The organism is Elusimicrobiota bacterium (assembly GCA_016180815.1).
GTDB lineage: Bacteria > Elusimicrobiota > Elusimicrobia > JACQPE01 > JACQPE01 > JACPAN01.
In genome coordinates this window covers 1-18,149 of the sequence record JACPAN010000031.1, presented here as the reverse complement: position 1 = coordinate 18,149, position 18,149 = coordinate 1, and the positions used below count along the sequence as shown (strand labels likewise).

The 18,149-nt window shown below is 51.0% G+C and carries 1 protein-coding gene; it reads left to right on the top strand.

Going from position 1 to position 18,149, the window contains the following annotated elements:
- Positions 1-17,825: sigma-70 family RNA polymerase sigma factor (locus HYT79_12250; protein MBI2071351.1), on the top strand; the 17,825-nt coding region annotated here is incomplete at its 5' end.
- Positions 17,826-18,149 lie beyond the last annotated feature (324 nt).

The following is an 18,149-nucleotide window of genomic DNA, read 5'->3' as shown; positions in this document are numbered from 1 at the left end:
TTGCGAGCAAAGCGAAGCAACCTCAAGAAAGCGATAACTCCTCCGATGAGATTGCTTCCTCGCCCGAGGCTCCTCGCAATGACGGACAAAAGCCTGCCGTCCGATCAGCGGCGAAATCCAAAGCCAAAAAGACACCGGCTAAACCCAAGGCCAAAGCCAAAACAACATCCGCTAAATCCAAGAAAACGGCGGCAACGCCTGCGCCGGTTCAACCTGCGGTTTCCGCTCCCTCAACCCAGACCCCGGCTCCAACGGCCGCGCCTGTCGCCACTCCTTCTATTTCTGCTTATTCCGACCAAGGCCCCAGAGGCGATCAGCAGGATCGCCATGTCCAGGCTCAAGTTAATGTTTCCGTTAAAAACGGGAGAGGGCAGCTCCTGGCTGTTTTTGACGGCCATGGGCCTACGGCCGATGCTTCCGAGAAAGCGGCGCAGAATGTACAGGCCTTATTTGAAGAAAGCCTGACCCAAGCTAAAGGCAATGTGTCTAAAGCTTTAACAGCCATGACCGCGAAGCTTCATGAGCTTCTCAAAGATGAGGAATCCGGAACCACCATGAGCGTGTTGTACATTCCCGAAGGATCAAAGAAGGCTTATGCCGCGGTCTTAGGCGATTCTCCCGTTGTCTGGATGAATGAAAAGGGAGAAGCTGTGCTGGGTCCCGAGCATAATGCCAAAACCAATGAAGCGGAGAGAAAAGCGGCTGAGGCTAAGGGCGCTCATTTCTTGCTAGGGGCTTACTTAGCGAGCAGCAACGGCGGCGGTATGATTCAGCTCTCCCGGGCCCTGGGCAATAAGAGATTGGACGATATCTTAAACCGTGAGCCTGAAATCGTGGAAATTCCCATGTTCCCCGGGCAATCCATCGTCGTGGGATCGGACGGGCTGTTCTCAGGGACGGAAAAACTCACCCAGGCTCAAGCGAATGTCTTGATGGCCAAAGTCAACAAAGGCGCCTCCGCTAAAACTTTGGTCGAAGAAGCCTTGGCCCAGGAAGAGCATGACAATACCACGGCCGTGATCTACAGGGTTCCGAAGACTCCTAAAAAAACCGCTAAAGGGGATTCCGGCAAGTTATTCTCAATAGCCCTGCCCGTTCTTCTCTTTCTCAATAGCCTTGCCCTTGCCCTTAACGAGCCGATGTGGGGATTACTGAGTTTGACCGCTTTCGTGGGCATGGCGTGGTTGGCCCAGAGAGGTTCTTTCCCCTCGATCTGGTCATGGGTTAAAAATTTGAGGCGCAGGAGAGAGGCGGGCTCCCCGGAGCAAGGCCGCTCGATGAAACCCGATGGGGCTGTTTCCTGGAGCAAGAGTGATTTGATGCGAACGACCAAAGAAAAAACACATGCCAAGGCTTTGATTAAAGCCGGGGATGTGCGAGTTATCGCCGGCATTGCCGAAGAGAAATTTGAAGGAGTTTTTGAAGAAGGTTTTCCCTGTCAGGGGGATACAAACACTTGCGCCCGTTTTGCGGCGATCAATGTCGCCAAACTCAACGGGGCCGAGTCCAACGTTAATGATTACTTTGCGAGGGCTCATGATATCGTCGGGCGTGATTATGCGGGGAATTTGGCCTCCGCCAATAAAGTGACCGAAGAGAAAGCGCGGGCAATGTACGAAGAATCCAAGGAAACGACTCCCGAGATCAGGGAAGAAAATTTGGGGATGTTCCCCGGGCAAGTGGCGGAGATGGCCGGCCATGAAGTCGCCTCGGTGTATTCAATGCACGAGAGCCCGGACGAAGAGACAAGAGCGACTTTGGCGCATTATGTGGAAAGCGAGCTGAGCTTAGCCGGACGCGCCGTGTATGTGAGCTTGTTTGACGAAAAGATTCCTCATGCGGTGGCCGTCGTTCAAATGGGCGCCGGTCGAAACGGACATAAATTTTTCCGAGTGGTTGACTCCAATCCTAGAGATGAATTCTATCGCGACCGCTGGATCACCGAGGATAAACTCCAAAAATATATTCGCGGCGTTATGGCCATGGAACCCTGGAGCGAAAGAGACAAAGAACTCCGGCAGGGGAAAACCGCCGCCGGTCGAGCCGCCGGGAGCGGAGAATCCCGGGATGGAAGCTTCTGGGCGGCCTTGAGGATTGAGCGCAGGGTTCTTGCAAAAGATCAGATTCCTAATTTTGACCGGAGAATTTTTACCGAAGACGGCCGCCCCAAAGGCGAACTCATTGAAAAGGCCGAGCGTGTGATTGACGCTTGGAAAAAACATTATCCCCAACGGCCCATCCTTGGATTGTTCATCGGCGGTTCCCGTGTCCGAGGCCATTTTGATCAAAACAGCGACACCGATATCATCATTGTTACCGATCAAAACTTAGAAGTTAAAGAGGGGCCCGGATTTGCTTTTCTCAAGGAGATCAATCCCGGTATTTTTTCTGACCAGGCCACGACGCTTTACGATCCCAAGGAAATGGTCAGCGGTCAGCGTAAATCGAAATTTATCGACCTTTTTGTCCAGGTGGGGCAGCCTTCGCCCGAGACCATTTGGCCCGGTGAAGACTATGTCTACTACGACTTTTTAAATCGCGAGTGGGTCAGCTATATGGGTTTAATGCCCGATGGCGCGGCTCAGGCTCGCGCGCGCGCTTCGATCATCGCCCGTCTCTTGAGCAAGGCCAAGGACTTGGCGGGAAAACTTTGGGGCAAAATTAAGTCGGGTTTTGATTTATCCGATTTCACTCCGAGCGAAAAATCCTTCATTTTGGGCCAGGCGATTTTCCTGTTCGCCATCAGCATTTATTTGGCTTCCATGCCCTTGTTGGTCTATGCGATTACCGGCAGCGCTGAAATGACGGGCGTCGTGCGCATGGTTCATTATTGGGTGCTTGGAATCGGCTCCTTGGTTAGCGGCCGGATCGTCAAAAAAACTCCGATGAAGCGCATCTTAGTCGGCGCCGCTTTGTCCAGAGCCGTTATTTTCGGAATGGTCGGTTTGCTGAGTTTGACCGGAGCTCTGCCCTGGCCCATGCTGTTGGCCTTGGTGGCCCTCAATAGTTTCGTGGTGTCGATTAATCATTTGGTTGATTTGGACACGGGCGGCGCGGCTAAAATTTTCAATTCGGATCAAAAAATAGAAAAGGCCGGTTATCTTTACGACTTCATGTTCAACACCATGATGCTCATCGGCCCTGTTTTAATCGGATTTCCGATCGATTGGCTGGATGCCACTTTTGGTTTGGGCGTGGGCGCGGGCATGGGCTTCATGGCTTTTGCCTCGGTTATGCTCGTCGTGTCTTCAATTTACCTTAGGCGCGTTCAGGTCATCAATGAAGATGCGTCCGCATTCCCCAAATTCAGCTTGAAACAGGTTTTATCCAAACTTGCGCCTGCGGCGAAGCAGACCTTGTTGAAACTTTGGTCCACTGTCAAAACAGTCGTTACTTATACGTTTTTGCCTCGGAGAGGGGTAAAAGCGTTCGTTAATTTGATCAAGAAAAAATATGAGCCGATTCTGGAGAACCGGACGATCCGATCGCGTTTTACCATGTCGACCTTGGAAGAATTCATCAAAGACGCGATCATGTCCGTCGTTGTCCCGACTTATGCGATTGAGATCCTTGGCCTGGGAGCCACGGGCAACGGCCTGTTGATTTCTTCCATGTTTTTGGGCGGATTGCTGGCCTCCAAATTGCTCTTGTCCAGGGCAAAAGCGATGCAGGAGAAAATGGGTTTATACCGGCTCCTGAAGTTTTTGAGCATTTTTGCCTCGCTCGCTTTTGTGCCGGCAGCCGTGCTTTGGGCTGTGCCCACCGGCGGTTTGGCCGTCGGCGGCCTGACCATCCCGGCCCTTTTCTTCGCTGCGCCCGCCGTTTTTTTGATGCAGCTGATGCATAGTCCTTTCAAATCGCGCATGCGCGCCTTGCTTCAGGTCGCCATCAAGAACGATCCTAAGGCTAAAGAGCAGTCGGAGAATATTTTTGGCCTTATGACCGCGATCGAGGTGGGCATGGCGGGTTTAGGCGGCCTTTTATTTACCTGGATGTTTATGAATTCCGGACCTGGAACCGTTCTTTTCGAGGTTTTGGGCGTGAACGCTCCTCTTAAAGTAGTCACCATTGTTTTGGCTTTATTGGCCGTTGTTTACTTTGTCGCCCTTCGCGGCATTAAAAAGGATTTGGAGCCTCAGCCCGTCATCCATAAGTCCGCGGATGGCATGGAAGCCAAGGCCATGGAAAAGCTTCAAAACAATTTAAAGGCTATGGGCTTGGAGCCTTTCCGCACCGAGGTCGTTGAAGGGCCTGCCGACCCCAATCGCCCGACTGTGGCGATTCTAGCCCCGGCCTCTGTTTATAAGCTGGCGATCGCGCAGGAAGGCGGCCGGCAGTCCCCTGGGGACGTGCATTTGGTTTTGGATCCTTCTTGGTTGATTCAGGAGAAGAATTTGGACAACGGCCGCAATCGCCTTTTCATGACGAAAGGACTCATTTTCGACAACAAGGGACGGGCGGTGATCGTCGAATACAAGACCCCGCGCCCCGTCCGTTATTTCGCCAATTTTTACACCATGGGCGCCAATGACCGCAATGACGGCGTCCCGCTTGAAGAAAATTTGGATGTTCCCATGTCCAACTCCGTTCAGTTGGAAAAAATTACCAATGAAAAATTGTGGACCCGGCTGTTGCTCGCCGCCAAAGGCATTGCTGTGCCGGCCACCGTGGCTTTTCTGTTGTCTGGTCATCCGCTGTTAGGGCAAAGCGCTCCACTGGGCGATCCCTCGCGCGGAGTTTTTGCCGCGCCCATGCCCAAAGGGGATGCGGCAAAGGCTCAAATCAGGCAGGCGATCGAACGTTTTCTTGAGAATTACCGGGGTGAAGAAATTGTCATCAAACCTTCCGGGCCATCCTGGCACTCGGGCAAGGGCGTCCAGTTCTTCAAAAGGCATCAGGTCGACGACATGGTCGAGCATGTAGCGAATCTTGCCGGCCATAAACAAATGACCCCTGATGGCGCTGTTTTAGTGGATGCCCGCATATCGCCGCCGCCTCTTTATTTAGACGTTGACAACGGCGGCGACGCTCAGGCTTACAGTGCGGTTAAGGGCGAATTAGTGCCCATGCGCATTATGAATCGACAGGAAATCGCGGCCGGCGTCGAGCCCCACCAAAAGAAAGATTGGAATTTGCGCGTTCTTGTCGCGCGCGCGCCGTGGGGGAGCGGGGTGACCACCGGATTTTTTGCGCGCGCCGGCACTTGGGGAATTCCTACGACCGCGGAGCCGCCCAACGGCGACTCTCGCGATGCGGCGATTATTTTCAAAATCGAAGATGTCGTCAAAACCCTCGCTAAGCAGCACGGCTTATTGTTGACTCAGGAGCAAATTAACGAGTTTATCGATGAAATCGAGGCCCTGGGTCCTAAATCTCTAGAGGCCTTGATGGAGAACGAAGCGAAAAGAAAAAGGGAGCCGGGGGAGCCTTTCCAGGCGCAGACGGATTTTATCGGCTTGGATGTGATGGTTGAGGTGGAAAACGGCCGACTGGTCGCCAAGATCCACGAAGTCAATGATCATGATTCCGGCGGCCAGCGGCAATTGGACATTTTTTATCCTGAGCGCGCCGGCGAACATTCCCGTGAATGGGTGGCCACCATGATCGATCGAGCCCGGCGGGACGCGCTTCGCGGCAAAAAAATCGTGGTCGTGGGCGCGGGCTACAAGGCCAAACAATTTATTTTTGAGCGCGCCAGAGAGCTGGGCGTTAAAGTGATTCTTCTCGATAAGCCGGGGAGTTGGGCCAAAAAACTGGTTCATCAGTTTATTCCTCTCGATACGAATCAAGGCGAGCGGGCGCTCAAAAAAGCCGTCAAAAAGTTAGGGCGCTTCGCTAAAAACGGCGAAATTAACGGCATTACCAGCTTCTGGGAAGATGACATTGTGTTCACCGCCCAGTTGGCTGAGCAATTGGGATTACCTTATCACAGCGTTGCCGCCGCCCAAACCGCCAGGAATAAGTCCCAGACGCGCCGGGCCATGGAAAAGGCCGGACAGCCTTCGCCTAAATCAGTTGCGGTTCGCAATCAAGAAGAATTGGAAGAAGCCATCAAGACCGTCGGATTCCCCGCTGTTTTAAAACCGGCCCGAGGCGCCGCCGCTCATGCCACGGTCCTGGTTGAATCCGCCGAGGAAGCACGAGCGATGTATGAAACGATTGCCGGGCAAGTGAATGTCGAGGTTGACGCTATTTACCGTGAAGGCACGGAAATCATCATGGAAGAATACTTGGACGGCCAAGAAGTGGATGTTGATTTCGTTTTTCAAAACGGCGAGCCAGTCTTCGCTTCGGTTACGGACAATTGGCCGACGCGCAAGCCATATTTTGTAGCCACTGGCTCATCGTTGCCCAGCCGTTTGCCTAAGGACGTTCAGAGCAGATTGGTCGATTCCAGCGTTACCGGCAATAAGACGCTGGGGTTTCAAGACGGAGTTTCTCACACCGAAGCTAAAAATACTTCCCAGGATCCTCGCATCATTGAATTTAACTTCCGACCCGGCGGGATTTATGTGCCCAGATGGGTTAAATCCGTTTGGGGCGTTGATTTGGTCCAGGAACAATTGATGGCTGCCGCCGGCATTACAGGCAAACCATTCAAAGCGTCGAAGCCTTTGACCTACCTTGAGGGGGAATTCATCATCCCTAATGAGAACGTGAGATTTGACGGAGTGGAAGGATTGGAGGAATTAAAGAAGCATCCCGGTTTTTATGATTTGCTTCTGTTAAAGAACCCCGGCGATATTGTGCGCATCCCGCCGGCCGGTTATGAGCGCATCGGCATGTTGACCGCCAAGGGAGCCACAGCAGAGGAAGCTCAGAAAAACCTTGCCCGGCTTAAGGCGATTCTTAAGGTCAAGCAATCCCCTCTATCCAATGTTGAAAACCGGCCCGGCCGCGGATCGCTTCCCTCTTTATTGAGGCGCATCGCGGCTTTTGCCCCTGCGTTTGCCTTTACCATGACCATGTTGATGCCGGCTATGGCCTGGGCCATCCCGGACGGTTGGGAACCGCCGATGCGCGATGGATCGTCCCCGACTTACGGTGGTGATTCGTTTTGGCCGATGGTTGTGATGCTTTCCGGTGTGACTTTGATGTTCGGGATTATCGTGGGCGTCGCGAATGCGGATCGAATTCGTGCCGCCGGACGATGGATAAAAAGACGGTTTTGGCAGCGCCGCCATGGGATCAGTGTTGTCAGCGGAGACAAACCGCAGTGGATGCCCGAAGAAAAGAGCAGGGCCAAACTAACAGCCCATCTTGGCGGCAAGCACTTGATCGCGTTGATTATCGGCGCTTCCATCTTGGGCATGGCCAGCCCGGCATTTGCGGCCACCGGCGCCGTGGCTGCGGCCAGCGATCCTTTCAGCCTTTTGGCCGGTGTCGTGGGCGCCGCCGGTGTTTTGGGAATCGTGATCAAACAAAAAGACGGCAGCCCAACGCCCCAACGAATTGAGGTGTTTAAAAATCATGTTGATGGGATTAAAAAGCATAATTTTTACGATTATTCAGGAGAATTATCTGCGATCAATCATATCCACGAAACAATAACAACATGGCCAGATCATGCCTCATTTGCTTGGATTATTAGTGATCTGAAGTTTCGAGAAAAGCTTGATTATATAGCCAATGCATATTCCGGTGAGCTCAAGGAAAGTGCAGCCCATCTCTATATGTTGCTTGAAAATGTACTGCCCTATGCCGAACTTAAGAAAAAAGCCGAAGAAGAGGCGACGCTCGCCGAATCGGTGAAGAGACGAAGCCAATGGTTCGATCTGTTAAGACAAAAAGAAGCGAATATTCTTGATGCTAAGTCAACGGGAGAACTTGAGGCAGCGCTTAAAGCTTTCGATGATTTTTTACGGCTGGGAAAATATGCCGAGGAGCTTGTTCAAAACAATGTCTCTTTGGACGTTAACCAAAAAATAAGAAAAATTGCTTCCGAAGGTCCTCGGCGCGCTAAAAAATCAGCAGCCAAAATTTTACCGTCTTTGCCTCCCATGTTCGATACACCCGAGGCTTTGGCTGCTTTAACCCAAGGAGAGAACACTTCAAGCGATTTACGAAGAATCGTATTCCACAGAACCGACGATTCCAACGCCCTGGTGCCGGCCGGTGAAACCGGACTTACCGCAGTTGAGCCGGAAACCGAGGAGCAAAAAATCGACCGCTTGGCGATTGAATTTATGAAAAAAGGGCCGGTCGCCGGCTCCTTTGTCATGACCGATGAACGCAGCATGGAAATCAAGAGCGGCACGCTTTATACCGAAACCTTCGGTTTGGCTCCTTCCCTGGGTGCATCGACCTTCGTGCTGCTGGCCGTATTGATGAGCGTTTTGGGTTTAGGCGGGTTTGCTGCGCTGAGCATTCCCATGGGTATCGGGGTCGGCATTTGGGCTCATCGAAAGAAAATCGCGATGCAGGTCAATCAAAGGGAGCTTGAGCAGCTTTATTTAGCGGCCGGGCAGAATCAAAGCATCTACACAACAGTGCTTTATGAAATTTTAAAACGCCATTTTGCTCATGACAGCATGGCGCCTCAACTCGCTCGTTATGCCCAAAGACTTCTTGAAACCTGGGATTCTAAATCAGCCGCCCCTCTTGAGGCCACGGCTCACGCGGTTAAAGCCGTGGTCAACGGCAAATTTCATCTTCTGGAGCCTCGGCAGATCATGGCCATTGAGCGCGCGGCTTCCCAAGCGACTCGGCGTCAATTGGCCTCAGGGAATGCGCCCCAGGATCATTTGCTCGAGGCGGCCTATCAAGAGATCGATGAATTTTTAAGCGGCGACGAGCTTCGCCGAAGAATCGCCGAGCTTCCCGCCGAAAATCAAGAGCAGCTTCGCGTAAGAATTTCAGCCGCTACGGACGGTCAGCTCAGCTTATTTGAGACCACCGCTGCTGTTGAAGAGTCCGAAGAAGCGGAATTGGCCGAATTTCAGGCCGTTCAAAAAAAAAGCACTCGATTAAATAGTTTCGTTCTCCCTGCCCTTCTATTCCCTTTTGATCCAACGTTGGCCATGATGGCCATGGCCGTGGGCATCGTGGGAATGACCATCATCGAAAACAGAACAGAAGAAACGGATGAGGACTTGGTCAATGCCTATCGCCAGGGGAATCGAAAAGCAGGGGAAAAGCTGGCCAAAAGATACCGCGTAAAAGCCATCGGCCTGGCTAAAACAATGGGCGCGGACACAGCAAAAGCCGAAGACTGGGCGCAGGAGGCAACCGCGCACTTGATGACCAAGGCGATTTACAGCTTTCAGGCCGGCTCCAAATTCAGCACCTTCGCTTACCGGGTCATGAAAAATAGAATGCTTGAAGAGATCAGAAAACAAAAAAACCGACCCGGTTGGCATAATTCCGTTTCTTTAGATGATAACGAGCAAGATCAATTCAATAGTAAAGATGAAATTACGCCCGACGCTAATCGTCTTGACGATCTTTTGGCGGACCGGGAAATTTTCAGCAAGGCCTGGGCTCTTTTGAGCGAGAAAGATCAAGCGGTCCTGCGGATGACCGTTTTTGAAACGAAAGGAACAATAAAGGAGACCGCGGAATCTCGAGGCGTCAATAGAATGACGCTTGGCGTACGCAAGCATTACGCCGTTAAAAATTTAAAGGAGGCGGTGGATCGAGTAAAAAATCAAAAACCTGGCTCCCGGACGAACAAGCTCTATAGCGTCGTCTTACCCTTACTGATCGGCTTGAGTATCATTGGATTCGCCTCTCCCGCTTGGGCGTCGGTGGGCATCGTTGATGGTGGAAACTCATTAACGGCTTTTTTGGGAATAACCGCAATCATCCTTGGCGCGGTTTTTTCGGTTGAACAAATCCAAAAATTCCTTTCTTTCCTGCGCGGCGGTTCATCTTTGGATAAAGAGATGGCTTTCGTTCATGACCGGCAACAGGCTCAAATTATTTGGATCGACTTCCCGGAAAGCTCCGGCAAAGCCGTCACCGTCGTCAGTCATGATCTTGATAAAAATCAGATTTTGGTTAATGTCAGGTTCCAAAACGCGCGCCCGCAATTCATTCAGCCGTTTTTAGCCAAGCAGGAGAATTTTTTTGTTTGGAAAGAGCGCGGCCTTGCCGAACCCATCGAACCGTATGGAAGCCAGCCTTTTGTCGAACCTTATATTGAGGCGCATTTGACGCAGTTGGCCGCTTATTTGCGCTACAAAAATCAAGGGGCTTATAAGATTAACAAGATGACTCCCGAAGAAAAACAATTGATGGAGATGAACGAAGATTTGCTCAAAAAGGTTGTTGATGAGGACGGCTTCATCAGCCTTGAGCTATTGGGAAACCATTTACGTGAGAAACTGGGAGCGGGAAAGGTTTCCGCAACCGACCTGGCGGCAAGCGAGAAGGCGAAGCTCGATATTCTCAACTCCCGTTATGAAGAGGAGATGGAGCAATGGGCTTTGCTTGAGGAGCGCATTGAAAAAGCTCAGGGGCCCGAGAAAGACGATTTACGCCAGCAGATCAATGCCAAAACCGTTCTTATCGAGCAAACGATCGAAGGTCAGATGAAATCATCCCAGCAGGCCTTGGCCATGGCCGAGCAAGTTGAGCAGCGTTTCAACAGCGTCACCGCCAAACAATTGGCCCATGCCCAGGAATTGCTTGATGCCTCCAACGAAGGAGGTTCTGCCGCTCAGAAAGTTGATCTTTATTTTCGCAACAGCATCGTTCAAAAACAACATAACGAGTTAGCGGCCATGCCGACCGTTTCGGACCGGTTGGCCAGGCAAATTAGATTAATTCGTTCGGATCCCTCGGGAACCGGCATTTCTTTGAAAGGCTTAAAGGGAGTCAGGGAGGTGCGCATCAGCAAGGGCGGCGTAGGCGGGCGTTTGGCTTACTCCTACGACGGCAAGAGAGTCGTTATTCATTTTATCGGCAAACATGATGATTTTGATAAGTGGCGCCATGACAACGATCACAATGACGCGATCACGCAGGGAATCGACGAAAACGCGCTTGTGCCCCTGGAGAAAAAGAGTCAAGGCGGCAAAACTTACAGCTTGGCGCTGCCTGTTTTTTTGCTTGCGATTGGGTTGCCGATTTTGGCCCTGTTAAGCCTCTTGGTGTTTGCCTATTGGGAAAACCTGGTTCATGCGTTTTTTGGATTGCGGCGTCTTGCCACCCGTTATAGTCGGCAGGCCAAAGCTGATGACGAAACCAGCTATTTAAGGGTGTTGATTAAAGCCGATGAGATGCCCCTGTTGCTTAATATCCCCTCGGACTTGATTGAAACCATTAAGAAAGCGGCCGGGGCTAAGAAGATTCGCGGGACTCCTGAAAATCCGTTGGTTTTAATCGGTTTGGAGCTTATCGAAGCCAAAAAAACCGTCATTCTTAAAAATATCCGCAAACATCCTGTTTTGGACAATATTTCGGTCGGCCGGCTGAGAGCGCAGTTTTTGAGACAACTTTTTCCTGGTTATACGGTCATCGCCCCGGAAGTCGTCGAGCCCAAGGCGGCATCCATATTCCTGAGCAATTTTGAAAATGTCGAGATTATTTCCGTGGAAGGGAAAAATAGTTCTCAAATCCAAAACAAGATCAAGCGCGGCGAGCTTTCCTTAAGGCAAATCATTGAGGAAACAAAACGTCAAAATGCCCTGGGTAAGCCAGGGTTTGCTTACGGTATTCTAAGAATGAGTCTGCGCGGCAGGATACCGGGGGGGCCCAATAGGACTGATTCCGGAAACGGGGGATCAAATTCCGGAGATTCTGAAAATTCCGCAGGTTCGCCAAGCGCAAATTGGCCCGATTCCCTCTTGAGTCCGCATTCCCATTTCGCTCAGTTTAACTCAGCCGTGAACTCCGACGTTGAGCTTGAGCCTCTTGGAGAAGTCGAAGGGGAGGCTTTGTTCGGGCCGGGAATCAATCGCTTAGGCAAGCGTGTCATTGACGTTGTGGGTTTTGAGTCTTTTGAGGGTGGCCGCCGGGGCCCGGCTCCAATCAATGAGTCGATGCGAGGCAAGCTCAGGATGATTCAAGGCGGCAAAACTCTCTTGGCCCTGATCATCGCAGTAGGTATTCTTGGATTTTCTTCACCGGCCTTTGCAGCAACGGGCGGATTAATCGCAACCGGCGGTCTCCCGGCTGAATTAGGCGGGTTGATGACGGCGGCTATCGCCATGGCTGCCGTCATCGGTTTGCGTAAAAAAAAGTTAACCGGCGGCGATGAAATCCCTGGGCATTTGCAGAGCTGGGGAGTCTTTTTCAAACTCAATCATAAAATATGGGGCAAGGCGGAAATCGTTGAATTCAAGACGGACGGCAGCGCGCTTTGGACAAGCGAAGCTCATGATCTTGCCCCGCTGAAAAATCAATTAAGGCTCCTTTTCGGGGATCAATTTGCCCAGCCGCAGGATAGGCGGCAGGTTTTATTGCCGCCGCCTTATGTTTTGAGGGATGCGGCTTGGCAAAGCAAGGGATGGAATTTTGTTTTTCCTCAGGTGCCTTATCAGGAATGGGAGCTTTCGGATCGAAAAATCATCGGGAATTTTTCAAAGAAAATCTATTCCGTTTTCGAGCTTCATGATTTAGCCGTTCATCTGCCCAAGCTGCTTGAACTTAAATCAAAGGAGCTTGCCGCCATCGCGCAGACGGCGTTGGAACTGGAGAAAGTCATCCCAGCGAAGAAATTTGACGTCTTGGGGAGCGCGGCCCTCTTTTTTGATGAGTATGCGGCTGCCAATCGTCACTACCCGGAACCTCCAACCATTTGGTTTGCCCGACGAATGGCGACGCTTTTGACCGGAGTTTACGGCCAAAAAAATCAGGAGCTTTTGGATATTGCCGCAAAATTATCCAAACGCAGGGGTTTTGGCTCGGCTTTGGCTCAAGAGCTGACGGGCTCCAACAGGGAGGGTCCTCAAGCCAAAAGGGGGAAGGTTTACGCGTTTGCTTTGCCTGCATTGATCGCAGCCTTGGGGGAGCCCGGCTGGGCTTTAGTTAGCATGGCGATTTTTGCGCTCGGCATGGTTGTCCTCAACAACCTGGGATCAAAAAGCGGCGATCCCAGAGCGCCGCCGGACGGTTGGAAACATTGGGCCCGGCTTAATAAGGATAACGTCAAAGTTAAAATTAGAAAAAAAGACGGTTGGGCTCAAATCGAAATTTTACCCGGCCGTGAATCTGAAAAATTTCTTACAGGCCAGAAAAAATGGCTCGAAGACCTGGACCTGCCCCAGCCTGAAAATCCCCGCTTGTTTTTAGTCCCGCCGCCCGCCGAGTTTAACGCTGTTTTGGAAAAAGCGGGATATGGCAAAGTCGCTTTTCCCAATAAAGACACGGAGGATAGTTATTTACCCGTCGCTAAACATTTGGAATTGATTCTGGACGGCTATCACACCATCCAGGACTTCAATGATTTTTTGGTTCACCCGGAATACTTCACCAAAGAAAATATCGAGGCAGCTAGGCCCTGGGCCCAATTAGGCATGGACATCATCAAGGCGGCCCGCGCCACGCAAATCCCCGGCAAAAGCGCCGTGGTCGCCGATCGGATCACTTACATGTTGGATTTGTTTTTTGCCGGGGGTTCGATTTTAGGCGAATTCGCATTTCCCCTGAATATTGTCTCGACATGGCCCAAGTCAGTTCAGGTGCGTTTCGCCAAGTTCATTGATGAAAAGGCTCCAGAGGAGTTGCGCCAAATTTTAAACAGCCAAAACTATCGGGAACGTTATGCCTCGCTTCTTGCCTTGGCCCCTGGAATCGAGGCTATGGGTTATGATCCTGAAACTGCATTCGAAGGGCCGGACCCGTCGCTTGAACCCGCTGATCCGAAGGTTTTCCAGGAAGCCGTCCGGCTCGCCCAAAGAGGCGAAGCGTTGACGCGCGAGCAAGCAGAAGCCATTATCCGGCAATCCATTTATGAAACCCGCATGATCGCAGCTGAAACCGGACTCATCGATAGCTTTGATTCATGCCATATGATCGGCCGGTGCAGCCGTTTTCAGGCGGATATTTTCAGGCGCATCGAGCATTATGGAGGAAAATCCTTAAACGTCTACAAAGGAAGCGCGGGCCTTCTCTTGGGACATGAATCTCAAGCGCAGCATGTTTTTACCGTCGTCCATGTTCCTTCTTTAGGGATTGCGTACCTGGTTGATGCAACAGCCAGGCAGTTCTTTACACCCGGAGCTCCCGAGTTTGGTTTAGGGCCTAATGAAGTGGGAAAAGCCATGCGCCAATCTCCCGATGGGGATCATATCGCCGATACCTTAATACGCAACGGTTATATCGAATTAACGGCCGAGGCAGCCGAGGCTTATGCCCGGGGCATGGGAAAGAATTTGGGCTCTGTTTCGATTTCTCCTGAAGATTATGTCCGGCGCTCGACCGGAGACCCGCATTGGAGGCGCAAAGAACTCAATAAAATGTTCGGTCCTCTGCCGTCAATCAAAAAAATTATTAAAGGCAAAACTACGATTGAGTCTAGTGGCGGAAAATTATTCAGCATCGCCCTGCCGGCGTTTTTCATGACTTTGGGAGAGCCGGTGTGGGGTTTTGTCAGCCTCGGCGTTATTGTTTTGGGCGTTATGATGACTCAATCATTTGAGCGAAAACGGATTCATCGTTTTACGCGAGCCGTTGAAGTCATTAAAGATTCGGCCCGGCTTGCCATCGAGGGCAAAGAACATCTCGTTGAAAATTCTCTGCGTGATTTTTACGGTTATATTCCGGAATACCCTCGTGAGGCTAAGAAGGTTTTAGAGGCCTTAATTTTTGAAGAATCCGTCAGAGCCGCTAAAACAGGGGACTTGCCGGCTAAATATTGGCTGGCTGCTTATATCAATGTCGTTATCAGAATGCATATCCCGCAAGAAAGGCAATCGGCCAAAATTGAGATTTTAAATCGTATTTACAATAGGCTCAAAGCTCATGGGATCGGCTCCGCTCAGGAATTTATCGCTGGACTGGAAGCTTTGTTGGAGAATTCAGGCAGAAGCGAGAAGTCAATCGAAAGCGTGCTGCCCGCATCCGAACAGAGACAATCAGATATTGGGTTCATCTCCCGGGAATCTGCCGAAACGAAGGAACCCGGGCCCGCCTCCGTCTCATCAGCGGAGGCAAAATTTAGAAATGTCGACTACAATTCATCCTCATCAGGCAGGTTGCTGAGTCTGGCTTTGCCCGCTGTTCTTTTCGCGGGCGGGGAGCAAACGATGGGTTTGCTTGCGATGGGACTTTTCCTGGCGGGCATGGTTCTCACCGGTAAAAAGGGCAAAAAATCCGGTTCCGAACCGATGGCGCCGCAGAAAGGCGATTCCGTCGTGGATCAGGATGGAAGAGTCGGGGTTGTTGAGGGCGTCGAAACCATATCCTATGGGGAAGTGGTCCGAGTAAAATTGGCCGATCATCAGCGCATGGTGCCCTTGGCCAGATTCCACGAAGTTTTTACCCCGGTTGCCGAAAGCGCTGCTTCGCCGGATGAAATCAAAACAGCGGCCCAGAAAAAGCGGCGCGAAGCCATCGCCCAAAGACTTCGTGAGCATATCGCTTTTTTCAACAATCGCATTTATGACGATATCACCGGGCATCCGGCTGCTGATTCGAAGATTGCCGCGCAATTGAAAGAAATGATGCGCGAAGCCAAAGAAAGGGGTTATTTATTCCGCGGCGAGGGCAGGCATCCTTACGCAAAGAGCGCTTATGACGAATCTGAGGGCACAAAAGAAGGAATTTTTCAGAAAGGCTTAAAATCGCATGGCCGGTATTATTCGGGGGGCCTGTATTTAACCGCTAATCCTCAGACGGCTTTGCAATATCCTGAAGCAAAAACCATGCCCGCCGACTGGGACGGGGAACAATATATCTACCTGATCGATCCCGGATTTATCTACGACGATCCGGATGCCGTTGGTTTTGAGCTTAATGATGAACTGATCGAAGCCGGCGATGTCGAAAGAGTCAGCATTATCGGCATTAAGAAGGCGCCGCAGGAATCCGTTGTTTATGCCATCAAAATCGACGGCCAGACGCAAAAAATTACCCAAGTTTTTAAAAACAACGAAAAATCCAGCCGGGCTTTGCCCCGCAAGAAGAATTTCGGAAAATCTGATTCCAATAAGCTGCTGAGTTTTTCTTTGCCTGTTTTATTTTTTGTCATGGGCTTGCCTGCGTTGGGGATTTTAGCCTTGATTCTTTTTGCTTATGGCACAAGAATAAAGGCATTCGTTTTATCTCGTTTTCGTTCGAAAAAATCAGATATTGGGTTCATCACTCAGGCGTCTGCTCAAAAGCAGGAATCTGAGCCCGCCTCCGTCTCATCAGCGGAGGCAAAATTTGTCGAAGAGTCTCCTGCGGCGGTCGTCGTCAATGAGTTCATCGATGAGCCTGCCGTGGAAAGCCGACCGGATTATTCGTTTCGCGTAAAAAATTACAGCCAATCGGAGCTAGGCGCGCTGCGCGAACGCATGAAAAGCCATATTGAAATCATGCGCGAACAACCTTGGTGGGCCGAAGAGACTCAGGGATATGTTTTCCGGGGCACCGATTATTTGGGCGTCAGCGGGGATTTGAAAGCCGGTTATTTGACGGATTCCGGCTACTATGATGGTCTTTTCGCGGCCCAAAAAATCGACAGCGCCATCAGGTATATGGGCCAGAAAGCCCCGCCAATTATTCTTTTGATGCCCGAGCGTTATTTTGAGGCTGATCCCAGGAGTGTTGACGGCAACGTTCGCCGCGCTAAACGGACCGCTCCGATTCAATTGGTGAAGGCCATTGTTCCGGGTTATGAGCGCCCCATCTCTTATGAGGGACTTAGAAATAAATCCGTGATGGAGCAAGTGTTGCAATCGTTCGAGTCATGGTCGGGCACGAAAAAGATGAAATTTTATCTTCCTTTTCCGACTCGTTTAAGAAGCGCCGTTCGCCGCGGCAGGGAGCTCTTGGCCGTTCGTAGGGAACAAGAGAACGCTGGGGACAATTGGGAATTGACGCCTGAGGCAGAGCAGGATATCGCCTATCGCCAGGGCGTGCTTGAGACATGGCTTCGCCCTCATCATGTTTTAGCTGCGGCGGCGATGAGACTGGCTCAGAACAATGTCAAGGCCGTTGGCGCTATCAACGAGGCGGCCAATAAGGTCAATGAGATTTCCGATCGCGCGCAGGCTGCAGCCTCGGCGTTAATGTTGAGAACGCTGAAAGTTGCGTCGCGCATGGTTAATCCAAAAAGTTTGATGGGAGGCTTGTTGGCTTTGGGCGTGACGATTGCGGATCGTTCCCGTGAAGTTAATGCCCTTCAGGGTTTAACCCCGATCTATGCTCATGCCGGCCTTCAGCGAGCCAAAGATTGTTCCATCCATAGCCTGCTCAATTTTTTCAATACCTTGGCTTTGCAGCAAGGAAAAAAACCCGACCTTAAACTTGAAGAAATTCTTCATGTTTACAAGAGGTTTTTTCCTGATACCAATGTTGAAGCCGAAGGAATGGAAGCCGCTCATTTTGCGACCTTGTCTCGGATGATTGGGCGGCGGCGGGGGGTGCGCACTCACGTCGTTGGTAATCGACGGGCCATTTCTTGGCATCGCGAGCATAAAGTTCCGGTAGTTTTGGATTTAAAAATGGGCGACGGGTGGCATCCTGTCGTTCTTATTGCTTTTAAGAAGCATCCAAACACCGGTAAGGAATATGCCGTTACTCTTGACTCAAACAGCCGTATTCCTGTTTATATTCCTGAAAATTATCTGGAAAAAATGACTCAAGTCGACGGTGCCAGGGCCGTTATCCCGGTTCTTGAAGGTCAAAAACAAGGCAGATTGCCGATTTTGCCTCCTGATATCGCAGGGTTTTAAGCATATAGGACTAAAGCACAAAATTACATGGGGACTTTAGTCCTAGGACCTCTATAGGACTTTATTCGTTTTTCATACCCCAAAGACCCACGACTTTCGTCCTTCCTGACCGTAAAATTTAAAGGATGAACCCCGCCCCTAACGGGAAAAAACAGCGCATATTTAGGGTTAAGCAATTCTTATGCTTAACCATTCTCTCTTCCCTTCTCATCACCACCCCCGGCTTGGACTTTTACCAGGTCTTTGCTCAGGTGATCATGGTGGATGGCATTGCGGTGGATTGCTCCAATCAAAGCCACCCGGCGTGCCCTTCGGAGGGCTCAA